Origin of the sequence: Buttiauxella selenatireducens, assembly GCF_031432975.1 — a bacterium.
Classification (GTDB): domain Bacteria; phylum Pseudomonadota; class Gammaproteobacteria; order Enterobacterales; family Enterobacteriaceae; genus Buttiauxella; species Buttiauxella selenatireducens.
The window spans coordinates 4,524,264-4,547,406 of record NZ_CP133838.1; the positions used below are offsets into that span (position 1 = coordinate 4,524,264).

The 23,143-nt window shown below is 50.0% G+C and carries 17 protein-coding genes, 2 tRNA genes and 3 rRNA genes; 6 read left to right on the top strand and 16 right to left on the bottom strand.

What is annotated here, in order from left to right; all coding sequences use genetic code 11:
- Positions 1-44: 44 nt before the first annotated feature.
- The 11 genes from tauD to RHD99_RS20725 all read right to left on the bottom strand — a co-directional run bounded on the left by tauD (position 45) and on the right by RHD99_RS20725 (position 11,572).
- The gene (tauD, locus tag RHD99_RS20675) at positions 45-893 is read right to left on the bottom strand and encodes a taurine dioxygenase (RefSeq protein WP_309876314.1); all 849 of its coding nucleotides are present in this window, start codon (positions 891-893) and stop codon (positions 45-47) included.
- Positions 890-1,717 carry a taurine ABC transporter permease TauC gene (gene tauC / locus RHD99_RS20680; RefSeq protein WP_309876315.1) on the bottom strand — a complete coding sequence of 276 codons (828 nt, stop codon included), beginning with the start codon at positions 1,715-1,717 and terminating at the stop codon, positions 890-892. The genes tauD and tauC overlap by 4 nt, the downstream gene beginning before the upstream one ends.
- The gene (gene tauB / locus RHD99_RS20685) at positions 1,714-2,481 is read right to left on the bottom strand and encodes a taurine ABC transporter ATP-binding subunit (RefSeq protein ID WP_183273238.1); all 768 of its coding nucleotides are present in this window, start codon (positions 2,479-2,481) and stop codon (positions 1,714-1,716) included. The genes tauC and tauB overlap by 4 nt, the downstream gene beginning before the upstream one ends.
- Before the next feature lie 10 nt (positions 2,482-2,491).
- Positions 2,492-3,463 (bottom strand): taurine ABC transporter substrate-binding protein, encoded by a 972-nt coding sequence (gene tauA, locus RHD99_RS20690; protein WP_309876316.1) that lies wholly within the window; start codon positions 3,461-3,463, stop codon positions 2,492-2,494.
- A gap of 275 nt (positions 3,464-3,738) precedes the next feature.
- The gene (locus RHD99_RS20695) at positions 3,739-4,212 is read right to left on the bottom strand and encodes a VOC family protein (RefSeq protein ID WP_270140805.1); all 474 of its coding nucleotides are present in this window, start codon (positions 4,210-4,212) and stop codon (positions 3,739-3,741) included.
- A gap of 465 nt (positions 4,213-4,677) precedes the next feature.
- A 5S ribosomal RNA gene (rrf, locus tag RHD99_RS20700) occupies positions 4,678-4,793 on the bottom strand.
- 113 nt (positions 4,794-4,906) lie between these two features.
- Positions 4,907-7,815 (bottom strand): 23S ribosomal RNA (locus RHD99_RS20705).
- A gap of 218 nt (positions 7,816-8,033) precedes the next feature.
- Positions 8,034-8,109: transfer RNA gene (locus tag RHD99_RS20710), tRNA-Glu, on the bottom strand.
- 86 nt (positions 8,110-8,195) lie between these two features.
- A 16S ribosomal RNA gene (locus tag RHD99_RS20715) occupies positions 8,196-9,735 on the bottom strand.
- The 16S, 23S and 5S rRNA genes sit together here with 1 tRNA gene alongside, the layout of an rRNA operon.
- Positions 9,736-10,852: 1,117 nt before the next feature.
- Positions 10,853-11,179: a helix-turn-helix domain-containing protein gene (locus tag RHD99_RS20720; RefSeq protein WP_183272689.1), complete on the bottom strand. Its 327-nt coding sequence runs from the start codon at positions 11,177-11,179 to the stop codon at positions 10,853-10,855.
- 84 nt (positions 11,180-11,263) lie between these two features.
- A complete protein-coding gene (locus RHD99_RS20725; protein ID WP_374708495.1) occupies positions 11,264-11,572 on the bottom strand; it encodes a helix-turn-helix domain-containing protein in 309 nt (102 codons plus the stop codon).
- A gap of 99 nt (positions 11,573-11,671) precedes the next feature.
- Here RHD99_RS20725 and RHD99_RS20730 point away from each other — a divergent pair, with 99 nt between their 5' ends.
- Positions 11,672-11,929, top strand: a complete 258-nt coding sequence (locus RHD99_RS20730; protein ID WP_309876318.1) for a helix-turn-helix domain-containing protein — start codon at positions 11,672-11,674, stop codon at positions 11,927-11,929.
- Between the two features lie 254 nt (positions 11,930-12,183).
- Here the strand turns inward: RHD99_RS20730 and RHD99_RS20735 are convergent, their stop codons facing one another.
- Both RHD99_RS20735 and RHD99_RS20740 read right to left on the bottom strand, forming a co-directional pair.
- Positions 12,184-13,116 (bottom strand): 5'-nucleotidase, encoded by a 933-nt coding sequence (locus tag RHD99_RS20735; protein ID WP_309876319.1) that lies wholly within the window; start codon positions 13,114-13,116, stop codon positions 12,184-12,186.
- A gap of 127 nt (positions 13,117-13,243) precedes the next feature.
- Positions 13,244-13,328, bottom strand: a tRNA-Leu gene (locus tag RHD99_RS20740).
- 290 nt (positions 13,329-13,618) lie between these two features.
- Here RHD99_RS20740 and RHD99_RS20745 point away from each other — a divergent pair.
- From RHD99_RS20745 to sstT, 5 genes are all read left to right on the top strand, one after another.
- Positions 13,619-14,635 carry an HNH endonuclease family protein gene (locus tag RHD99_RS20745; protein WP_309876320.1) on the top strand — a complete coding sequence of 339 codons (1,017 nt, stop codon included), beginning with the start codon at positions 13,619-13,621 and terminating at the stop codon, positions 14,633-14,635.
- Entirely contained in the window at positions 14,635-15,213 is a 579-nt protein-coding gene (locus RHD99_RS20750) for a class I SAM-dependent methyltransferase (protein ID WP_309876321.1), read from the top strand. The genes RHD99_RS20745 and RHD99_RS20750 overlap by 1 nt, the downstream gene beginning before the upstream one ends.
- A 72-nt stretch (positions 15,214-15,285) precedes the next feature.
- A complete protein-coding gene (locus RHD99_RS20755; protein ID WP_309876322.1) occupies positions 15,286-16,284 on the top strand; it encodes a Gfo/Idh/MocA family protein in 999 nt (332 codons plus the stop codon).
- 277 nt (positions 16,285-16,561) lie between these two features.
- On the top strand, positions 16,562-17,530 hold the full coding sequence (locus tag RHD99_RS20760) for a TerC family protein (RefSeq protein WP_309876323.1): 969 nt from the start codon (positions 16,562-16,564) through the stop codon (positions 17,528-17,530).
- Between the two features lie 346 nt (positions 17,531-17,876).
- Positions 17,877-19,121 (top strand): serine/threonine transporter SstT, encoded by a 1,245-nt coding sequence (gene sstT / locus RHD99_RS20765; protein WP_183272660.1) that lies wholly within the window; start codon positions 17,877-17,879, stop codon positions 19,119-19,121.
- Positions 19,122-19,156: 35 nt separating this feature from the next.
- Here sstT and RHD99_RS20770 read toward each other — a convergent pair whose 3' ends face one another.
- The 3 genes from RHD99_RS20770 to uxaC form a co-directional block, all read right to left on the bottom strand.
- Positions 19,157-19,699, bottom strand: coding sequence for a YgjV family protein (locus tag RHD99_RS20770; RefSeq protein ID WP_270140833.1), 543 nt, complete (start codon positions 19,697-19,699; stop codon positions 19,157-19,159).
- Between the two features lie 88 nt (positions 19,700-19,787).
- On the bottom strand, positions 19,788-21,275 hold the full coding sequence (locus RHD99_RS20775; protein WP_309876324.1) for a UxaA family hydrolase: 1,488 nt from the start codon (positions 21,273-21,275) through the stop codon (positions 19,788-19,790).
- Positions 21,276-21,293: 18 nt separating this feature from the next.
- Positions 21,294-22,703 (bottom strand): glucuronate isomerase, encoded by a 1,410-nt coding sequence (gene uxaC, locus RHD99_RS20780; protein ID WP_309876325.1) that lies wholly within the window; start codon positions 22,701-22,703, stop codon positions 21,294-21,296.
- Between the last annotated feature and the right edge of the window lie 440 nt (positions 22,704-23,143).

Consider the following 23,143-nt stretch of genomic DNA (forward strand, 5'->3'; position numbering starts at 1 on the left):
TAAACGTAAAGTGGGTAAGCGCCAGTGCCACCCACTAAAAACAGTCAGCCCCGCCAGAAAGGTTTATCCCCAAGAATCGTCGCGCGATGCATTATGCGGCGAGCCGGCAGGTAGTCGGCATTCGCATAATGCTGTGTCACACGGTTATCCCAGATGGCAATATCGTTTTCAGCCCAGCGCCAGCGCACCTGAAACTCCGGCTTTGTAATGTGCGCGAACAAGAAGGCGAGCAGCGCATCACTCTCTTTGTGTGAGAGATCGACAATCCGCGTGGTGAACCCTTCATTAACAAACAGCGCCTGTTTGCCGCTCACCGGATGAGTGCGGACAACCGGATGAAGCAGCGGAGGATTTTTAACAACAGCCTCGCGCCAGCGCTGATGTTCTTCCTCACTTCGCAGATGCTTATACTCCGGGAATGACTTCTTAAAATCATGCTCCGCATGAAGACCAGACAACAAACGCCTGAACGGTTCCGAAAGCGCTTCATAAGCTGCAATGCCGCTGGTCCACAACGTATCGCCACCGGTTTCAGGAATCAGCTTCGCCGCCAATATTGCCCCGGCTGGCGGCGTTTCAATAAACGTGACATCGGTATGCCAGTTATCGTTATCCGGCGGATTATCGTTGTGCGTATCCAGCACGATTATCTCTTCCACTCCTTCCGCGTGTGGATAAACCGGGTGAATGTGCAGATCGCCAAAGCGCTGCGCCAGCGCGCGTTGCTGTGCGGGTGTAATAGGCTGGTCGCGCAGGAACAGCACTTGATGGCGGATCAGCGCATGGTAAAGCTGCTCAAACTGGTTATCGGTCAATCCTCGGCTCAGCGTCACGCCGCTGACCTGCGCACCAATGTAAGGCCCCAGAGGCGTAATATTCACTTTTTCACTCATTGCCCTTCTCCATGCCATGGGGTTAAACGACGCTGCAAAGCACGCAAACCCAGCTCTAAACAAAATGCGATTACGGCAATCACGCCGATGCCTGCAAGCACCACGTCTGTTGCCAAAAACTCACCTGCAGATTGCACCATGAAGCCCAGCCCACGCGTGGCGGCGATAAGCTCAGCGGCAACCAGCGTTGACCAGCCCACGCCAAGTCCAATGCGAAATCCAGTCAGGATTTCCGGCAGCGCACCTGGCAAAATCACATGCCACACAACCTGGAGGCGTGATGCCCCAAGAGCCTGGGCGGCGCGAATGCGAACCTGTTTTGCACTGCGAACCCCAGCCATGGTCGACATCGCGACAGGGGCGAAAATCGCCAGGTAAATCAGCAAGATTTTCGAGGTTTCACCAATGCCGAACCAAATCACCATCAGTGGTAGATAAGCCAGCGGCGGTACCGGGCGATAAAGCTCAATCAACGGATCGAGAATGCCTCGAACCGTTGGGCTAAGCCCCATGGCGATGCCTATTGGAATGCCAATTAATACTGCGGCTAAAAGTGCTGTGAGGATACGCAACAGGCTGGCGGCAAGATGCTGCCAAAGTGTTGCATCCATAAACCCCTGCGGCCCGGCAATGCTAATCAGCTTTACCAATACCTGGCCTGGAGGAGGCAAAAACAGTGGGCTTACCCATTGCTGTGCTGCCACCCACCACCACAGCAACACGATTGCCGTGACCGTTGCGATGCTCAGCGTTAGCTGGCGCGAGAATGGCCAGTGGACTGCCAGCCGTTTGCGACAAGCTTTATCCTGAATAACGATGCTCATAGGAAGCCCTCGCGTTGCTCAAACACTCGGCTCAACACGTACTCGCGTTTAGCAATAAATTCAGGGTCAGATTTGATGCTGCGGCATGGCTCGCCTTCTGTGAAACGGCGGCCAAAATCGAGCGGTAAACGCTCGAGTACACGCCCTGGTCCGGGTGACAACAACACCAACTCAGTCGCCAGGAAAACCGCTTCTTCAATGTCATGCGTAATTAACAGCACCTGACGGCGGCTTTCGTGCCACAGCTTTAAAAGCAGCGTCTGCATTTGCTCGCGGGTGAAGGCGTCCAGTGCGCCAAAGGGTTCGTCGAGCAATAAAAGTTGTGGCCGGGTTGCCAGCGCTCGGGCAATCCCTACTCGCTGACGCTGCCCGCCGGAGAGCTGCCAGATGGCTCGTTTCGCCTTATCTTCCAGACCCACTTTGCGCAGCATATCGAGGGCAATTTCCTCACGCGCTGGCTTTGGCTCCCCTGCAAGTTGCAGACCGAAAGCGACATTTTCCAGCACCGTACGCCACGGCAGCAGCCCTTCATGTTGAAAGACCACGCCGCGCTCAGCGCCCGGTCCCGTCACTGGTTTGCCCGCAAGCGTGATGCTCCCGGAATGATAAGGAACAAAGCCAGCAATCAGGTTTAGCAGCGTGGTTTTCCCGCAGCCGGATGGGCCGAGAACAACCAGTAATTCGCCCTCATCCACGGTCAGATTGATATCGTTCAGAACGGTTTTACCGTCATAATCCACGCTTAAATGCGAAACCTGTAACATGGCTAACCCCTTACTGCGCCAGCGTTTTCACGAAGCGGTCAGTGACGAACTGGCTGTAATCCGTCTCAACTGCCGGGACTTTACCCTGCGCTTTGAGGAACTGCGCGGTATCGACAATCGCTTTATTCACCGGGCCACTGAGCTGCTCTGTTTGCTGGCTCGCGGTGAGATAAGTATTGCCCTTCACCAGCACAGGAACGTCGCTTTCAGGCACGCCGCTCAAACGTGAGAGCTTGCTAAGGTTGTCCGGTTGTTTAAGCCAGACATCTGGGTTATCGATGTAACTTTTCTGTGCCGCAAGTGCACTTTTGGCAAAGGCTTCAACCACTTCCGGATGCGCTTGAGCGAAATCTTTACGCACGACCCAAACATCCAGCGTCGGAGCTCCCCACTTGCCGACTTGTGCAGAATCCGTCAGCACGGTGCCCTCTTTTTCCAGCTCGTTAACCGCTGGCGCCCAGACATAAGCACCATCAATATCGCCACGTTGCCAGGCCGCGATAATCGCAGGAGGTTGAAGGTTAAGGATTTCCACCTGGCCTGGCTTAATACCCCAGTGTTTCAGAGCCGCCAACAGGCTGTAATGCGTGGTGGAGATAAACGGCACGGCAATACGCTTGCCGATAAGATCTTTTGGACTGGTGATGCCTTTCTTCACAACCAGGGCTTCGGAGTTACCCAACTGCGAAGCAAGAAGGAATACTTCGATAGGTACATTCTGGCTTGCAGCCACTGCCAGCGGGCTGGAACCAATATTACCGATCTGCACATCGCCCGATGCCAACGCGCGCACAACACTCGCGCCGCTGTCGAATTTGCGCCATTCGACTTTTGCGCCGCTATCTTTGGCAAAAGCATTATCGGCCTGAGCAACTTTGGCCGGTTCAGCAGAAGTTTGGTACGCGACGGTCACATCCACCGCGAAGACAGGCGTTGCAATAAGAGCCAGAGCGGCCAGCCAGAGAGAATGTCGTTTTGCCATGATGAGTGCTCCTGTATTGATGATGGGAGCAGTATTTCTAACGGCGACGATTACATAAAAGAATTAAAAATTATCGCTAATGCTTTTATGTTTTTAGATGAATTTTGGGGAAGGATAGCTGGGGAATGGGATATGGATAATGATCAGAAAATCGAAACTTTTAGCTGCTGTAGGTCTTTGGATCTCCAAAGACCTTGTGCGATCGGCGAGGATCGTCGCGTCCAGTCACATTCTTTCCTTTGCGGCAAACACTGGCTCCAGTGCGCTTCAACTCGTCAACCTCGTATCGCAGCTTCAATAGCTGCAACGTCTATTTTCTTCATCGACATCATCGCGCCAAATGCACGCCTGGCGGTGTCACCTCCCGTGGCCAGAGCATCGGTCAGTACGCGTGGAGTAATTTGCCAGCTAACACCCCATTTATCCTTGCACCAGCCGCACTCACTTTCCTGACCGCCGTTACCGACAATAGCGTTCCAGTAGCGGTCTGTTTCTGCCTGATCGTCGGTGGATATCTGAAAGGAAAAGGCTTCATTATGTTTGAAATGCGGCCCGCCGTTGAGGCCAATGCATGACACGCCCGCGACGACAAATTCGACAACTATTGTGTCGCCAGCCTTGCCATCCGGATAGTCGCCGGGGGCAGGAATGACGGCTCCAACACTGCTGTCTGGAAAAGTCGCAGCATAGAAACGTGCAGCCGCCTCCGCATCATGATCGTACCAAATACAGATTGTATTCTTAGCCATAAGTTAGCCTGCTTGTCATGTTTCTTACCGGGTGACACCGATACCTGTGCGCTCAATTCCGGTAACCGTACCCGCAGTGCCTTACCGGCATTACGCCTTTTGTGTTTAACCAACCATAAGTATGTACCGGATCTGGATCATGTGACTGTAAGAGGTGTGATTTGTGGTCTGTATCGCTTAACTGACGGGAAACTTACCCACGAAAACAGTGAATAAATAGAGTCATTCTACGAGGGTATTAAGGGTATTTTCACGGGTTGGCTTGCCTGAGAGCGATATGCAGGGGCGGTCCGGGTAAATTGCAGACAGCAAAAAGCCCTGTACGTCAGTACAGGGCTTTTACTCGTATCATCCTGATACTCGCCCCTCCGGGGCCGCCGTGACCGGCGTGCAAAACTGTTCCCGACAGTTTTGTCACAAACACAAAAAGGCCACCCGTTAAGGTGGCCTTCATGTTTATTTGGAGCCTGGCAGTTCCCTACTCTCGCATGGGGAGACCCCACACTACCATCGGCGCTACGGCGTTTCACTTCTGAGTTCGGCATGGGGTCAGGTGGGACCACCGCGCTAGTGCCGCCAGGCATATTCTGTTTCATTAACCGTTATGTTATTCACATAACCATTAACTTAAATCTGAGAATCAAGCTGAAAATCAAATGTCTTCGTCTCTCAACCAAAACACCTTCGGTGTTGTAAGGTTAAGCCTCACGGATCATTAGTACTGGTTAGCTCAACGTATCGCTACGCTTACACACCCAGCCTATCAACGTCGTAGTCTTCAACGTTCCTTCAGGAGACTCAAGGTCTCAGGGAGAATTCATCTCGGGGCAAGTTTCGCGCTTAGATGCTTTCAGCGCTTATCTTTTCCGCATTTAGCTACCGGGCAATGCCATTGGCATGACAACCCGAACACCAGTGATGCGTCCACTCCGGTCCTCTCGTACTAGGAGCAGCCCCCCTCAATTCTCCAGCGCCCACGGCAGATAGGGACCGAACTGTCTCACGACGTTCTAAACCCAGCTCGCGTACCACTTTAAATGGCGAACAGCCATACCCTTGGGACCTACTTCAGCCCCAGGATGTGATGAGCCGACATCGAGGTGCCAAACACCGCCGTCGATATGAACTCTTGGGCGGTATCAGCCTGTTATCCCCGGAGTACCTTTTATCCGTTGAGCGATGGCCCTTCCATTCAGAACCACCGGATCACTAAGACCTGCTTTCGCACCTGCTCGAGCCGTCACTCTCGCAGTCAAGCTAGCTTATGCCTTTGCACTAACCTCACGATGTCCGACCGTGATTAGCTAACCTTCGTGCTCCTCCGTTACGCTTTAGGAGGAGACCGCCCCAGTCAAACTACCCACCAGACACTGTCCGCAACCCGGATCACGGGTCTACGTTAGAACATCAAACATTAAAGGGTGGTATTTCAAGGTTGGCTCCACGCAGACTGGCGTCCACGCTTCAAAGCCTCCCACCTATCCTACACATCAAGGCTCAATGTTCAGTGTCAAGCTATAGTAAAGGTTCACGGGGTCTTTCCGTCTTGCCGCGGGTACACTGCATCTTCACAGCGATTTCAATTTCACTGAGTCTCGGGTGGAGACAGCCTGGCCATCATTACGCCATTCGTGCAGGTCGGAACTTACCCGACAAGGAATTTCGCTACCTTAGGACCGTTATAGTTACGGCCGCCGTTTACCGGGGCTTCGATCAAGAGCTTCTCCTTACGGATAACCCCATCAATTAACCTTCCGGCACCGGGCAGGCGTCACACCGTATACGTCCACTTTCGTGTTTGCACAGTGCTGTGTTTTTAATAAACAGTTGCAGCCAGCTGGTATCTTCGACTGCCTTCAGCTCCACGAGTAAATCGCTTCACTTACCGACAGCGTGCCTTCTCCCGAAGTTACGGCACCATTTTGCCTAGTTCCTTCACCCGAGTTCTCTCAAGCGCCTTGGTATTCTCTACCTGACCACCTGTGTCGGTTTGGGGTACGATTTGATGTTACCTGATGCTTAGAGGCTTTTCCTGGAAGCAGGGCATTTGTTACTTCAGCACCGTAGTGCCTCGTCATCACACCTCAGCGTTAGATAAGAGTCCGGATTTACCTAAACTCTCCGCCTACATGCTTAAACCGGGACAACCGTCGCCCGGCTAACATAGCCTTCTCCGTCCCCCCTTCGCAGTAACACCGAGTACAGGAATATTAACCTGTTTCCCATCGACTACGCCTTTCGGCCTCGCCTTAGGGGTCGACTCACCCTGCCCCGATTAACGTTGGACAGGAACCCTTGGTCTTCCGGCGAGCGGGCTTTTCACCCGCTTTATCGTTACTTATGTCAGCATTCGCACTTCTGATACCTCCACCAGACCTCACAGTCCAGCTTCAACGGCTTACAGAACGCTCCCCTACCCAACAACGCCTAAGCGTCGCTGCCGCAGCTTCGGTGCATGGTTTAGCCCCGTTACATCTTCCGCGCAGGCCGACTCGACCAGTGAGCTATTACGCTTTCTTTAAATGATGGCTGCTTCTAAGCCAACATCCTGGCTGTCTGTGCCTTCCCACATCGTTTCCCACTTAACCATGACTTTGGGACCTTAGCTGGCGGTCTGGGTTGTTTCCCTCTTCACGACGGACGTTAGCACCCGCCGTGTGTCTCCCGTGATAACATTCTTCGGTATTCGTAGTTTGCATCGGGTTGGTAAGCCGGGATGGCCCCCTAGCCGAAACAGTGCTCTACCCCCGAAGATGAGTTCACGAGGCGCTACCTAAATAGCTTTCGGGGAGAACCAGCTATCTCCCGGTTTGATTGGCCTTTCACCCCCAGCCACAAGTCATCCGCTAATTTTTCAACATTAGTCGGTTCGGTCCTCCAGTTAGTGTTACCCAACCTTCAACCTGCCCATGGCTAGATCACCGGGTTTCGGGTCTATACCCTGCAACTTAACGCCCAGTTAAGACTCGGTTTCCCTGCGGCTCCCCTATACGGTTAACCTTGCTACAGAATATAAGTCGCTGACCCATTATACAAAAGGTACGCAGTCACCCCATAAAAGAGGCTCCCACTGCTTGTACGTACACGGTTTCAGGTTCTGTTTCACTCCCCTCGCCGGGGTTCTTTTCGCCTTTCCCTCACGGTACTGGTTCACTATCGGTCAGTCAGGAGTATTTAGCCTTGGAGGATGGTCCCCCCATATTCAGACAGGATACCACGTGTCCCGCCCTACTCTTCGAGTTCACAGCAAGTGCATTTTTGTGTACGGGAGTATCACCCTGTACCCTGCGACTTTCCAGACGCTTCCACTAATGCACAAACTGATTCAGACTCTGGGCTGCTCCCCGTTCGCTCGCCGCTACTGGGGGAATCTCGGTTGATTTCTTTTCCTCGGGGTACTTAGATGTTTCAGTTCCCCCGGTTCGCTTCGTTAAGCTATGTATTCACTTAACGATAGTGTGACGAATCACACTGGGTTTCCCCATTCGGAAATCGTCGGTTATAACGGTTCATATCACCTTACCGACGCTTATCGCAGATTAGCACGTCCTTCATCGCCTCTGACTGCCAGGGCATCCACCGTGTACGCTTAGTCGCTTAACCTCACAACCCGAAGATGTCTCGTAAGACACAATCGATATTGTGAAAATTTGAGAGACTCGAACACACCGCTTATCTGTTCTTATTACGGAGAACAGACACAGTGTGTCGTTTCAATTTTCAGCTTGTTCCAGATTTTTAAAGAGCAAATATCTCAAACGTGACTGTTAAGTCAGTTTTGAGATATTGAGGTCGGTGACTTTCACTCACAAACCAGCAAGTGGCGTCCCCTAGGGGATTCGAACCCCTGTTACCGCCGTGAAAGGGCGGTGTCCTGGGCCTCTAGACGAAGGGGACACTGAAGTCTCACTCGCAAGACGCCTTGCTTCTTTACTTTCATCAGACAATCTGTGTGAGCACTACGCGGGTTTGTATCTTTCAGGTAAGGAGGTGATCCAACCGCAGGTTCCCCTACGGTTACCTTGTTACGACTTCACCCCAGTCATGAATCACAAAGTGGTAAGCGCCCTCCCGAAGGTTAAGCTACCTACTTCTTTTGCAACCCACTCCCATGGTGTGACGGGCGGTGTGTACAAGGCCCGGGAACGTATTCACCGTAGCATTCTGATCTACGATTACTAGCGATTCCGACTTCACGGAGTCGAGTTGCAGACTCCGATCCGGACTACGACGCACTTTATGAGGTCCGCTTGCTCTCGCGAGGTCGCTTCTCTTTGTATGCGCCATTGTAGCACGTGTGTAGCCCTACTCGTAAGGGCCATGATGACTTGACGTCATCCCCACCTTCCTCCAGTTTATCACTGGCAGTCTCCTTTGAGTTCCCGGCCGAACCGCTGGCAACAAAGGATAAGGGTTGCGCTCGTTGCGGGACTTAACCCAACATTTCACAACACGAGCTGACGACAGCCATGCAGCACCTGTCTCAGAGTTCCCGAAGGCACTAAGCTATCTCTAGCGAATTCTCTGGATGTCAAGAGTAGGTAAGGTTCTTCGCGTTGCATCGAATTAAACCACATGCTCCACCGCTTGTGCGGGCCCCCGTCAATTCATTTGAGTTTTAACCTTGCGGCCGTACTCCCCAGGCGGTCGACTTAACGCGTTAGCTCCGGAAGCCACTCCTCAAGGGAACAACCTCCAAGTCGACATCGTTTACGGCGTGGACTACCAGGGTATCTAATCCTGTTTGCTCCCCACGCTTTCGCACCTGAGCGTCAGTCTTTGTCCAGGGGGCCGCCTTCGCCACCGGTATTCCTCCAGATCTCTACGCATTTCACCGCTACACCTGGAATTCTACCCCCCTCTACAAGACTCAAGCTTGCCAGTTTCAAATGCAGTTCCCAGGTTGAGCCCGGGGATTTCACATCTGACTTAACAAACCGCCTGCGTGCGCTTTACGCCCAGTAATTCCGATTAACGCTTGCACCCTCCGTATTACCGCGGCTGCTGGCACGGAGTTAGCCGGTGCTTCTTCTGCGAGTAACGTCAATCACTGCGGTTATTAACCACAATGCCTTCCTCCTCGCTGAAAGTACTTTACAACCCGAAGGCCTTCTTCATACACGCGGCATGGCTGCATCAGGCTTGCGCCCATTGTGCAATATTCCCCACTGCTGCCTCCCGTAGGAGTCTGGACCGTGTCTCAGTTCCAGTGTGGCTGGTCATCCTCTCAGACCAGCTAGGGATCGTCGCCTAGGTGAGCCATTACCCCACCTACTAGCTAATCCCATCTGGGCACATCTGATGGCATGAGGCCCGAAGGTCCCCCACTTTGGTCCGAAGACGTTATGCGGTATTAGCTACCGTTTCCAGTAGTTATCCCCCTCCATCAGGCAGTTTCCCAGACATTACTCACCCGTCCGCCGCTCGTCACCCAGGAGCAAGCTCCCTGTGCTACCGCTCGACTTGCATGTGTTAGGCCTGCCGCCAGCGTTCAATCTGAGCCATGATCAAACTCTTCAATTAAAAGCTTGATTTGCTTCAACTCGTGAAGCGGTGCTCAAAAATTAACTTTCGTAATAATTCAACTAAATGAATTACTGCTTGGTCACTCTTCAAGACTTGATATTTTTTTGATACCCGAAGGTATCTGAGATATCAATCCTGCGAGTGCCCACACAGATTGTCTGATAAATTGTTAAAGAGCAGTGAGTTACGCGCTTTCGCTTGCTAACTCGAGGTGGCGTATATTACGCTTTCCTCTTTCAGAGTCAACCCTTAATTTCAGGATATTTGACTCTCATCGCCGCCGTTACTCTGTGATGTTGTTCACATGTTCCGTGTCGATGGAGGCGCATTATAGGGAGTTATCCTGAGGCTGCAACCCTAAATTTGCACTAATTTTACTGACTGCTGCAATCCCCAGCAAAACCCCGCCTTATACGCAGTTGTGCACAATGTTATCCACAAAATTGATCGACTCCCTTGATAAACACACCATGAGGTTAGTAATTCCTTCATTAGCAGCATGAGAACATCCCCATTTAAGATGCGTTTTTCTGAAGAGCAGCTCATCAGTATCCGCCACGAAGCCGGGGCTGGCGTTCCTGCCAGTGAGATCTACCGGAAGTATGTCATCTCCTACTATTCCTTCTATATAGAAGGCGAAGAAGATTCACGACACAGAGAGCAAGGCTTTTGATGGCGACGACATTTTGTGGAAATGTATCCGGCCTCTCGCGAGTGAGATGTTGTTACAGCCAAGCCACGATGGAATCCACAAGCATCGCTTCCTTATAAGCACAATTCTGGCGTTCAGTACTACCCGCTTTTAGCCAGTGTCGATTCGCAGTTATGTTATCCGCTTAAACACAACAAACATGTAAAACGCATGCGGGTCGGTATACCTATATAAATGTACGCTGCACGATGATGTCATCGTCGTCCCGTTCGAGGAGATTCAAAGACACTGCGTTACTGGGCACAACGTGGCGTCACCAATCCCCTCTTCCGTTCTGGAAAAAGTTTGAACAGCATTCAGTTGGGTGAAAATGTGATGGTGGGCTGCGGGAATAGGATGCAGACAGGATGTATCTGCAACCAGTAGCAGGAAACATGGTGACGAGGCGATAGATTAAGCCAACTACCAGGATGACTTTGCTTTTACTTGAGCAAGCAGTTCCGTTTTATCCAGGTCAGATAACTTCACCCAACTTAATGTAAGTTCTGCCAGTTGATCATCTACCATATAGAAGTAAGCAAGTGGGACTTCCAGAGCTGTAGCAAGCTGCTGTGCGATCTCAATATTGGCCTGATGCACACCCTTTTCATAGCGATTGATGCGCGTGCTCGCAACGAACTCGTCTATCCCAGCAAGAATGCCAAGACTCTTTTGTGACAGCCCTTTCGAAAGACGTGCAGCTTTTAGGCGCTGGCAGAAGATATCGGGGTAATTAATAGAAGTTTTCATAGCTACGATAGTCGTAGCTTTATAGCGTAGCAGATACTACGAGTAACGTAGTTTTTGTATTAAATAGAGTGGTAACACAGATGGCTAACGGGCTAGATCTAAAACTTCTTCTTTAATCTGCAAAGATGATCGGCTAAAGAGCAAAAGCATTTCTGCCAATTGATCATCAGCATAGAAATAGCCAAGCGGTACATCTAATACTTCAGCCAAATATTGAGCCGTTTGTATATCAGCTTCATGAATCCCAAGCTCATACCGATTGATGCGAGCGTTCGCAACAAACTCATCTATACCTGCCAAAATCCCAAGGTTTCTTTGTAAAAGACCAAGCGCAAGCCGGGAAGCTTTGAGCCTTTTGCAGAAAATTTCACGATAATTTGTTGTTGTTCGCATAACTACGATATTCGTAGTTTTCATTTAGACACAAAACTACGAATAACGTAGCATTGATTTGTGACAGCTCTATTAACAAGTAGTAGTTAGGAGGGAATCATGACAAACGGCTGGCATCAGGCAGATATCATCGCGGGTTTACATAAAAAGGGTACTTCCCTTGCGGCGCTTTCAAGAAGTGCTGGTTTGAGTTCATCAACACTGGCTAATGCACTTATACGGCCCTGGCCGAAAGGTGAGTTTTTGATTGCTGAGGCTTTAGGGGTACATCCGAGTGAAATTTGGCCTAATAGATATTTTGGTGTTGATGGGGAAATTTCTGAGCGTAAGAATTTAATCCGAAAGGCTAGAGAGTAACTAAATGAAATAATTCACGTTAAAATTAAAAAATAGCAAAGATAATTTATCTTCAATATTAAATCATGTTCACAACAGCAAATATCCTTATTAAGGATATTTGCCAAAAGGATAAAAACAAGACCATTGTAGTTTACAAAAACCATAATTAAAATTCGACCATTTACTCAGAGTAAGCAAAGCGTGATAACTCACTAAAACCTAACAACTATAAGCATTATAAAAATGTAGCTATAATTGTCAGCATTCAAGTATTACTTCGCTCTGTTAGTCACACCAAATGGTATATGTACAGAAGGAAGTACAGACGCAGAAGCATCCAAATGAAGGCGTTGATCATCAAAAAACATGTGCGGCTTCATTATGCCAAGAATTTTACTCTTTTCCACTCCTCCCATAAAGAATGCCTCATTCACATTTATCCCCCAAGAACGCATGGTATTAATGACACGTTTGTGCGAAGGAGCATTTCTAGCGGTAACTATTGATATACGTAATATCCTTTGATATGAAGGATCTTTTTCCTCCATCTCCTCTTCCATTTTCTGAATGTCAGATATACGTTTTAAAAACTCTTTTAAAGGACCTGGATTATGTGAAACATTTACTTTTGATTCTTCATGGTGATGAAAATCTGCTAGAATACGATTTTCTTGAAATATTGCTTCAGCTTCATCGTCAGCAATAACTCCATCGAAGTCAAAAGCAATTCTCAATTCGCGGTCTAGAACATCGTCCTTTATATTTCCTTTCAAGATCTGCCCAGCAGGGTAACCTGCCATTACAGCTTGATTAACATCCTGTGAATTTGCAGAAAGGAATAACTCTATATCTAAAGCTGGTATATATTTATGGGGCGATCGCCCTTGCAAGAAAAGCGCTCGCGTTATACTTAAACCATAGCTTTCTATAGAGTTCATAACGCGCAGGCCGGTATCAGGATCATTTCGCGATAATAATATAACTTCGACCGGAGGGCTTGTTGGATTAATATTATTTAGACTTAACAACCTTCTGATAAATGGGAATGCAACCCCTTTACTTAACAATACATCTTGATTTTCTCTCTGAAATTTTCGATATTCCTCTTCTCCCTTTGTTCTAAATATTTCATCCGACTCCTCGAGATCAAAAAGAGCACTGGAAGCTAAACCTATTACTAATCGAGAGGACAAATCATAAGGCATTTCTACTTTCCCTTATATAATACAAGTGAGGATAAAAATTAGCCGTACTAAATCAAAGATGTGAGAACATTCACGGAAAAAAATCACAAAAAAAGCCGCTCGTGAGCGGCTAAATTTGCATATCAGATGGTGCCGAAGGCCGGACTCGAACCGGCACGTATCTCTACGGTTGATTTTGAATCAACTGCGTCTACCGATTTCGCCACTTCGGCACGAAGAGGTATGCGGAAAACGTTGAGGATTATATCTGTCACACGCCGCTTTGCAAGCCCCATTCTACCTTCTGCGTGCTGAGTGCTGAAAAAATCAGCGCACCATCAATTCGTTGCCCTTTTCTGCCGTTTCTGCTCTGTCGTTTCTGCGCTTCCAGCCCCACTTCACAAATTCACTAAATCTATCGTTCCAAGGTTTACATCACCTTTCATTTGTTATGAGATCTCGTTACGGGTTTCATTAACCCATCTCCCCTTCTGCATTTCCAAACCGAAACGAGAAAACGCGAATGGATTTTTATCAGGCTGACCCTACGCTTGAGAACTACTGGCGTGGAGTGATCCTTTTTGGAAGAAACGTCGCATCTTACAAATTTGCTCTCGCGCATGCTTTGTATGAGGTTGATAAATCCGGTAGCGATCTGGTTACGCTTGAGGAACTTGCCGTTCCATTCAGCCGCCACCTTTGCCAGCATCTATTGCATGCACCAAAGCAAATCACATCGCGCGGTAGCCAGTTTCTGGATACCTGCGTGCAATTTAATAACGGTGAGCTCACGCAAGATACGTTAACAGAAACCACGATTCGCCTCGGGTTTAACAATGTGATTGATGCTTTCCATAATGTGAACGCGGGTGAGATTGAGAAACGCTTTTTCCTTGATGAGCGAAAAACTCATAAGGGGATTCGCATCACCGATAACTTCTATCAATTGAGCGAGCGTCAGCAATACCAGAACCTGGCCTTTGAAACGAATGCGCGCTGGAATCTGGTTGAGCAAGCCTGGGCGATGGGCGTTTCCCGTAATTTGGTTGCGATAGAGTTTGACGAGCAAGAGAAGCTTCTGTTTAGCCACGTTAATACACGTCGGGTGAATATCACTAGCTGTCGGGATAGCCTTAATGGTTATCAGAAAGGGCGTTGCTTCTATTGCTTTAAACCGATCAGCCTGGTACCAGCTGACACCGAACTGGCAGATGTAGACCACTTTATTCCGTGGAAAGCACGCGATGAGGTCGCCAATATCAATGGCGTGTGGAATCTGGTTCTATCTTGCCAATGCTGTAACCGGGGCAAAGCCGGCAAATCCTCGCATTTGCCGAGCCGCAAACTATTGCAGCGGCTTCACATTCGCAATGAGTACTTTATTCAAAGTAAGCTTCCACTGCATGAAACTATTGTGAATCAGACTGGCACACAACCTGCGCAGCGGATAGATTTTCTTGAAAGTAACTGGGCGAGAGCAAAAAACAACATTCTGTTCCACATCTGGGAACCAAAAGCAGAAGGCGAGGCAACATTCTGATGACGCTGAATTATTACCAAAACAACGCACAGGTCTTTTTCAATGGTACGGTGAATGTCGATATGTCTTCGCTGTACGAATCTTTTACTCGCCTTTTGCTGCCAGGCTCACAAGTTCTGGACGCTGGTTGCGGTTCCGGGCGCGATTCTAAAGCATTCATTGAAATGGGTTATCAGGTTGAAGCATTTGATGCCTCGTCAGAGATGGTGGCTTTAGCAAGCCAACACACGGGTTTATCTGTTCAGCAGATGACGTTTGCAGAAGTGGATACTCAGCAACATTACGACGGAATCTGGTGTTGTGCCTCCCTACTGCACGTTCCCTCGCAGGAATTACCGTCAGTGATGCAGAAACTAGCAAATGCACTTAAACCAGGTGGCGTCTGGTATGTGTCATTTAAGTATGGCGACAGTGAGCGCGAGAAGGATGGGCGCCTATTTACGGATATGAACGAAGCAAGTCTCGGTGCATTACTGGAAACCACACCAGAAGTCGAAATAGAAACGCTGTGGACGACGCAAGACAACCGTCCTGAGCGAGATGAAATATGGCTGAATGCACTTCTCAGAAAACGCTAGCCACCACTGGTTTTCCCCTTACATCGTGATAGTCTTTCAAACATAACCCGCCTTCGGAGATAGCACCCGTTTATGATACGCCTCGCTGTTATTGGAACTAACTGGATCACACGTCAGTTCGTCGATGCTGCCCACGAAAGTGGCAAATATAAACTCACCGCGGTCTACTCCCGCTCGTTGGAACAGGCGCAATCCTTCGCCAGCGACTATCCGGTGGAACATCTTTTTACCGATCTTGAGGCGATGGCGAAAAGCGACGCGATAGATGCGGTTTACATCGCCAGCCCGAATTCCCTGCATTCTCCACAAACGCTGCTGTTTTTAAGCCATAAAAAGCATGTGATTTGTGAGAAGCCACTCGCATCTAATTTATATGAAGTGGAAAAGGCGATTGCCTGCGCTCGCGAAAACCAGGTGGTGTTGTTTGAGGCATTTAAAACAGCCAGTTTGCCGAACTTTATCGCCCTGCAGCAAGCGTTGCCAAAAGTGGGCAAGATCCGTAAAGCGCTGCTCAGCTATTGCCAGTACTCTTCGCGCTATCAGCGTTATCTGGACGGTGAAAACCCAAATACCTTTAATCCGGCGTTCTCGAACGGCTCGATTATGGATATCGGTTTTTACGTGCTGGCCTCTGCCGCCGCGTTATGGGGCGAACCTAAATCACTCCACGCAACGGCAAGTCTTCTGGAAAGTGGTGTCGATGCTCACGGTTCGGTGCAAATGAATTACGGTGATTTTGACGTGAATCTGCTGCATTCCAAAGTGAGCGATTCAGTGACCCCTAGCGAAATTCAGGGCGAGGCCGGCTCACTGGTTATCGAGAAAATCTCCGAATGCCAGCGAATCACCTTTATACCGCGTGGTGGAAAACCGCAGGATCTGACGCTGCCGCAGCATATCAATACTATGCTTTATGAAGCCGAAGTCTTTGCTCGTTTGGTTGCCGGCAATGAAGTGAATCATCCAGGTTTAGTCACGTCGCGCATCACTGCAGCGCTGAGTACGGAAATCCGTGCGCAGACTGGCGTGAAATTCCCAGCGGATGAAGTGTCTGCACATTCACCAGCATGATATACCGGCGTAAAGCTGTGTAAACCGAAGGGTGGAATGTTGACGAAATGTGTCAGATATAATAATTTCCCGCCCGCAAAGGGGAGTAACTTCTTCGTCGGTTAATCGTCATTACGGTGTTTAAAAAACAAACACCCGGTTACCGGGCAACATATATATGTCATGTATATATGTTGTAAGTGAGACCTTGCCGGAAGGCGAGATCCCTGTTGCAAGCATTAGCGGCTGGCGTCTTCCGACGTTGGCCGTTTTTGTTTTGTTTGAAGGAAACCCTTTTATGAATAGTGTCGGTACTCCATTACTGTGGGGCAGTTTTGCTGTCGTGGTCCTTATCATGTTGGCCATCGACCTGCTGCTTCAGGGTCGTAAAGGCTCACACACCATGACCATGAAGCAGGCGGCGGTTTGGTCCCTGGTTTGGGTTACGCTTTCGCTGCTGTTTAATGCGGCATTCTGGTGGTATCTCACCGGAACATCTGGCCGTGAAGTCGCAGACGCTCAGGCTCTCGCCTTCCTCACCGGCTATCTGATTGAAAAATCCCTCGCGGTGGATAACGTTTTTGTCTGGCTGATGTTGTTCAGCTACTTCGCAGTTCCTGCCGCTTTGCAACGCCGTGTGCTGGTTTACGGTGTGCTGGGCGCGATTGTGCTGCGTACCATCATGATCTTCGCGGGTAGCTGGTTGATTGCCCAGTTTGAGTGGCTGCTGTATGTGTTCGGTGCCTTCCTGCTGTTCACCGGTATTAAGATGGCGTTCTCAAGGGAAGATGAAGGCGGCATTGGTGATAAACCGTTAGTACGCTGGATTCGCGGCCACCTGCGCATGACGGATAAAATCGAAGGAGAAAAATTCTTCACCCGTAAAAATGGTGTGCTGTTCGCAACGCCTTTGCTGTTGGTATTGATTCTGGTTGAGCTGAGTGACGTGATTTTCGCAGTCGACAGTATCCCTGCTATCTTCGCGGTAACGACTGACCCGTTCATCGTGCTGACATCAAACCTGTTTGCGATCCTCGGTTTGCGTGCAATGTACTTCCTGCTAGCAGGTGTGGCTGAGCGCTTCACAATGCTGAAGTACGGTTTGTCGATTATCCTGATATTTATCGGCGTGAAGATGATGATTGTCGATTTCTATCATATCCCTATCGTGATTTCGCTGGGCGTGGTCGGTGGCATTCTGGCGTTGACACTGATCATCAACGCTATCGTGAACTACCGTAACGATCAGAAGAAACTGGCGAAGTAATACCCCGCCATTCTGCGTGTTTTGCTGGATGGCGTTACGCTTCTCCGACCGATTAAAATCGACAGACTCCAGCCCCGCTTCGGCGGGGTTTTCTTTTGGTGACGCGCTATTTTGGCAAGTCAATTAGCGACAATGCATTTACTGAGCAATTTGTTGCTAATGTCACATATTTGTTAACACATAGTTATAAAATCTAGCCCATACCGTAATTATCAGTGATTACCACTTACTACCCCGCGACATTTCCTTATACTCCACCAGGCAAACGCATTTATTACATCCGGTCAGTAAAGTGCCTCAGAGTACAGATTGGGATGGGACGACATACAAAACAGGAAGGTTATCCATGGCAATACAATCTCCAGGTCTTATCAAACGGCTGGCGCAAGGCAGTCTGGTCAAACAAATTCTCATTGGGTTGGTGCTGGGTATCGCGCTGGCAGCAGTTTCAAAACCCGCAGCCGTTGCCGCGGGTTTACTCGGCACATTGTTCGTTGGTGCACTGAAGGCCGTTGCGCCGGTGCTGGTTCTGATGCTGGTAATGGCGTCAATCACCAACCATAAGCACGGTCAGAAAACCAGTATTCGCCCGATTCTGGTCCTCTATCTTCTGGGAACGTTTACCGCTGCGTTAACCGCAGTTGTGGTCAGCTTCCTGTTCCCTTCCACACTGCATCTGGTGACTGGCGCAACCGATATCACTCCGCCATCAGGTATTGTGGAAGTTCTGCGCGACTTGCTCCTGAGCATGGTTGCTAACCCAATCAACGCGCTGCTAAACGCAAACTACATCGGTATTCTGGTGTGGGCTGTGGGTCTGGGCTTCGCGCTGCGTCACGGCAATGAAACCACTAAAAACCTGATTAATGATGTCTCCGATGCGGTGACTTTCATGGTTAAAGTGGTGATTCGTTTTGCCCCTATCGGTATTTTCGGTCTGGTAGCATCAACACTTGCAACCACCGGCTTTGAAACGCTGTGGAGCTATGCACAGTTGCTGCTGGTCCTGGTGGGCTGTATGTTCGGCGTGGCGTTGGTAATCAACCCGCTGCTGGTGTTCGTGAAGATTCGCCGCAACCCTTACCCGCTGGTGTTTGCTTGCCTGCGTGAAAGTGGCGTAACGGCCTTCTTCACCCGTAGTTCTGCAGCTAACATTCCCGTAAACATGGCGATGTGTGAAAAGCTGAATCTTGACCGCGATACCTATTCCGTATCTATCCCGCTGGGCGCAACCATTAACATGGCGGGCGCGGCGATCACCATTACCGTTCTGACGCTGGCTGCGGTTAATACGCTGGGTGTACCGGTAGACTTGCCAACCGCGCTGCTGTTGAGCGTGGTGGCGTCGCTGTGTGCTTGCGGGGCATCTGGTGTGGCGGGTGGTTCTCTGCTGCTGATCCCACTGGCTTGCGGCATGTTTGGTATCCCAAATGAGATTGCCATGCAGGTGGTTGCGGTTGGTTTCATCATCGGCGTGTTGCAGGATTCATGCGAAACCGCACTGAACTCCTCAACCGACGTACTGTTTACTGCGGCGGCTTGCCAGGCAGAAGATGCACGCCTGGCTGATAATAACCCGTTACGCGGTTAATGCTTCAAGCTCCCTGTCTTTCGAGGCAGGGAGTTTTACTCCTGCTGTTGCACTTCTTTTTCGACTTTAAACGGATCAATTCCCCGCCTTTGCATTCGCCAGAAACGAATGATGTTCAAGCCATTCATCACCAAAAAACTCCCTTCGATTAACGTGCCGCCAATCGAGCCCAACCAGAAGTTATGCGTTACCCAACAAGCAGTGGAGCACCACATCACGCAGCGCGTCGTTAACCCTTTGCAGCGGAATAACGCCCAGGTACTGGCAACCGTCCCGGCAATCGGCAGTAATTCCATCGCATGGTTAAATTTAGCCAAGCCCAATCCCAACGTCAGCGCGATGAAAATCCCCATCACCCACAGGCTTCGCGTGCGCAGAGAGATAACGGTTCGCAGAGCGTTGAGCTCCGCACTCATGCCCGCTGGGCTTGCCCCCATCAAAAAGAAGTGAATGCCGATAATGGCGCTGTAACCCGCCAGTTGTAGCTTGAAACGCCGTTCATCACGATTAATGAACGTGGTAATGCCAACCACAAAGGCGAGAACGCCGACGCCCTGGGCAACCCAATACGCGGTCATGACGAATCCTTGAGAGTAAAAACGAGGCGAAAAAAAACGGCATTTCAAAAATCAAAATGCCGTTTCATGTTAACACCTGACGGGCTATTTACAACGTGACGCCGCTTTTAAAGATCGCCAACTCGCGGAAATCATTGCGTTCGTTACACGTTTTTTTACCGTTCGCGATCTCCACAATGGTGTCGATAAACTCGGTTAGCAAGGTGTTCATGTCGCTACCGTGCAGCAGTTTTCCCGCGTCAAAATCAATCCAGTGCGGCTTTTTGGTCGCCAGTTCACTGTTGGTCGCGATTTTAACAGTTGGCACAAAACCGCCGTATGGCGTTCCACGCCCGGTGCTGAACAGCACCATGTGGCAACCTGCTCCGGCAAGGGCACTGGTGGCAACGGCATCGTTACCTGGTGCGCTTAACAGATTCAGGCCTGGCGTTTTCAGACGCTCGCCATAGCGCAGGACATCAACAACCTCGCTCTCACCGGCTTTTTGCGTGCAGCCGAGAGATTTTTCTTCGAGCGTGGTGATACCGCCAGCTTTGTTCCCTGGTGATGGGTTCTCATAAATAGGCTGGTTGTGTTCGATGAAGTATTGTTTGAAGTCGTTCACCATGGTGACGGTTTTTTCAAACGTGGCTTCGTCGCGGCAATGACTCATCAGAATGCGTTCTGCACCAAACATTTCCGGGACTTCCGTCAGCACAGTCGTACCGCCGTTCGCCACCATATAGTCTGAGAAACGCCCCAGCATTGGGTTGGCCGTAATACCGGACAAACCGTCTGAACCACCGCACTCAAGGCCGAATTTGAGCTCGCTGATTTTGCCAGGTTCACGCTTGTCATGGCGCATCACTTCATACAGCTCTTGCAACTGCTCAAGCCCGGCTTCCACTTCGTCATCTTGCTGCTGGCAAACCATGAAGTGAACGCGAGAAGCATCGTATTCACCCAGCGTTTCGCGGAAGGCACTCACCTGGTTGTTTTCACAACCCAGGCCAATCACCAGCACTGCACCCGCATTTGGATGATGCACCATGTTTTGCAGCATAGTGCGGGTGTTGATGTGATCTTCACCCAACTGCGAACAACCGAACGGGTGGCTGAACAAGAAGACACCATCGATATCTTCGGCGTCATTATTCTGCTTCAGAAAACGGTTCTGGATCTGACGCGCGATGCCATTTACACAGCCCACGGTTGGCAGGATCCACAACTCATTACGTACACCCACAGTTCCGTTGTCGCGACGATAAACGCTCACTTCGCGGTCTGCGGCCTGGCTTCCCAGAGCCTGGAAATCAGGTTGATAGCGATACTCATCCAAATCGCTCAGATTCGTACGCGCGTTGTGTGAGTGAATGTGCTCACCGGCCTCAATAGTGGCCAACGCGTGGCCAATCGGCAAACCGTACTTCACCACATTCTCGCCCTGCGCAAGGGTGCCGAGCGCAAATTTGTGGCCGCGCAGCACTGGCTGGCGCAGGGTAATTTCTGTGCCTTCAACGGTAACGACGTCACCTTCAGCCAGGTCCACTAACGCAACAGCGACGTTATCTTGCGTATGGATCTTGATGTATTGCATATCAACCTCAGAGCCTGATTAGTTCAGTTCAATGCCAAAGTAGTCTCGGGCATTGTTAAAGCAGATGTTTTCCACCATTTTGCCCAGCAACTGGATATCAGCTGGCGCTTCGCCCGCTTCAACCCAACGACCAATCATCTGGCACAGGATGCGGCGGAAATATTCATGGCGGGTATATGACAGGAAGCTACGGCTATCAGTCAGCATGCCCACAAAGCGGCTTAACAGACCCAATTGCGCCAGCTGCGTCATTTGACGCTCCATGCCATCTTTCTGGTCGTTGAACCACCAACCGGAACCAAACTGCATTTTTCCTGGCATCCCTTCGCCCTGGAAATTACCAATCATGGTGCCCAGCACTTCGTTATCGCGCGGGTTCAGGCAGTAAAGGATGGTTTTTGGCAGTTCGTTGTTTTCGTTCTGCTTGCTGAGCAGGCGAGAAAGTTCTTCAGCCATTGGACGGTCGTTGATGGAGTCAAAGCCCACATCAGGTCCCAGCAGTTTGAACTGACGCAGGTTGTTATTGCGCAACGCGCCAATGTGATATTGCTGAACCCAACCACGACGGGTGTATTCCGCAGCCAGCCACACCAGAACCGCCGTTTTGAACTGAGCAACTTCGTGCTCGGTTGGGGCAACACCTGAAAGACGACGAGCCAGAATGCCATCAAGAGTCGGTTCGTCTGCTTCGGCAAACAGCACCACGTCTAATGCGTGGTCAGAAACTTTACAGCCATGTTCTGCGAAGTGGTCCAGACGCTTGCTCAGCGCCGCTTGCAGGTCACTGAAACGACGGATGTCGGTATCAGACACTTCAGCCAGCTTGCCCATGTATTCAGCAAAGGTTTCTTGTTCGATATTGAACGCTTTATCCGGGCGCCAGCTCGGCAGCACTTTGGTTTCAAAAGCGTCGAGTGCGATTTGGCGATGGAAACGCAGATCGTCGATAGGATCATCAGTCGTACCCACCATTTTCACATTCATCTGCTTCATGATGCCACGTGCAGAGAAGTTATCCTGGGTCAGCAACTCGTTACATTCGTTCCAGATTTCATCAGCGGTGGTTGGAGACAGCAGTTTGCCGGTGATGCCGAACGGACGACGCAGTTCGAGATGAGTCCAGTGGTAAAGAGGGTTACCGATAGTGTGAGGAACCGTTGCAGCCCAGGCATCGAATTTCTCGCGGTCAGTCGCGTCACCCGTACAAAGACGCTCTTCCACACCGTTTGCACGCATACCGCGCCACTTATAGTGTTCACCTTTTAACCAGATGTCATACAGGTTTTTAAAGCGGTAATCTTCGGCAACTTGCTGTGGGGGTAAGTGGCAGTGATAGTCAAAAATTGGCTGATCGGCTGCAAACTCATGATACAAACGGCGAGCAAATTCGGTATCCAGCAAAAAATCTTCAGTCATAAACTGGGCCATTGTAGGGTTCCTCTGTTCATAGCAGTTCGATGCTTGCGCATAATGCAAATAAAGTTATCACACCAATTTCCAGAGACCGAGTGGATTTTTGAGGCGCTCGTCACAAAAACCACACTTTCATTGTTAATATTCTGTTTAAAAATAACCTATACCCCGCGCCACTTCTGGCCTACAAGGCCCTACCACCTTGGAGTGAGCAGATCGACACTTTTGTGATATCACTCAACTTTTAAAGCTGTATGACAAGTTATCTTTCTGCCGTCGCAATACAAAAGTAATGGAATTACATCAGACGCTGGTTTCACGAACAGCGCATCACGGTACGGAAGCCGAAGCTGCCACTGACACTTTATTTTTTATGGCAAGGTACGGGGTCGTACCGGGTGATACCCCCGGATATGAACCCTCAAACAGAACACGCGTTCTGGCAGCAATGCCGG

Bases quoted from the DNA above. Each gene is read 5' to 3' on its own strand.
- tauD (WP_309876314.1), bottom strand. From the start codon at position 893: ATGAGTGAAAAAGTGAATATTACGCCTCTGGGGCCTTACATTGGTGCG.
- tauC (WP_309876315.1), bottom strand. From the start codon at position 1,717: ATGAGCATCGTTATTCAGGATAAAGCTTGTCGCAAACGGCTGGCAGTC.
- tauB (WP_183273238.1), bottom strand. From the start codon at position 2,481: ATGTTACAGGTTTCGCATTTAAGCGTGGATTATGACGGTAAAACCGTT.
- tauA (WP_309876316.1), bottom strand. From the start codon at position 3,463: ATGGCAAAACGACATTCTCTCTGGCTGGCCGCTCTGGCTCTTATTGCA.
- RHD99_RS20695 (WP_270140805.1), bottom strand. From the start codon at position 4,212: ATGGCTAAGAATACAATCTGTATTTGGTACGATCATGATGCGGAGGCG.
- RHD99_RS20720 (WP_183272689.1), bottom strand. From the start codon at position 11,179: ATGAAAACTTCTATTAATTACCCCGATATCTTCTGCCAGCGCCTAAAA.
- RHD99_RS20725 (WP_374708495.1), bottom strand. From the start codon at position 11,572: ATGCGAACAACAACAAATTATCGTGAAATTTTCTGCAAAAGGCTCAAA.
- RHD99_RS20730 (WP_309876318.1), top strand. From the start codon at position 11,672: ATGACAAACGGCTGGCATCAGGCAGATATCATCGCGGGTTTACATAAA.
- RHD99_RS20735 (WP_309876319.1), bottom strand. From the start codon at position 13,116: ATGCCTTATGATTTGTCCTCTCGATTAGTAATAGGTTTAGCTTCCAGT.
- RHD99_RS20745 (WP_309876320.1), top strand. From the start codon at position 13,619: ATGGATTTTTATCAGGCTGACCCTACGCTTGAGAACTACTGGCGTGGA.
- RHD99_RS20750 (WP_309876321.1), top strand. From the start codon at position 14,635: ATGACGCTGAATTATTACCAAAACAACGCACAGGTCTTTTTCAATGGT.
- RHD99_RS20755 (WP_309876322.1), top strand. From the start codon at position 15,286: ATGATACGCCTCGCTGTTATTGGAACTAACTGGATCACACGTCAGTTC.
- RHD99_RS20760 (WP_309876323.1), top strand. From the start codon at position 16,562: ATGAATAGTGTCGGTACTCCATTACTGTGGGGCAGTTTTGCTGTCGTG.
- sstT (WP_183272660.1), top strand. From the start codon at position 17,877: ATGGCAATACAATCTCCAGGTCTTATCAAACGGCTGGCGCAAGGCAGT.
- RHD99_RS20770 (WP_270140833.1), bottom strand. From the start codon at position 19,699: ATGACCGCGTATTGGGTTGCCCAGGGCGTCGGCGTTCTCGCCTTTGTG.
- RHD99_RS20775 (WP_309876324.1), bottom strand. From the start codon at position 21,275: ATGCAATACATCAAGATCCATACGCAAGATAACGTCGCTGTTGCGTTA.
- uxaC (WP_309876325.1), bottom strand. From the start codon at position 22,703: ATGGCCCAGTTTATGACTGAAGATTTTTTGCTGGATACCGAATTTGCT.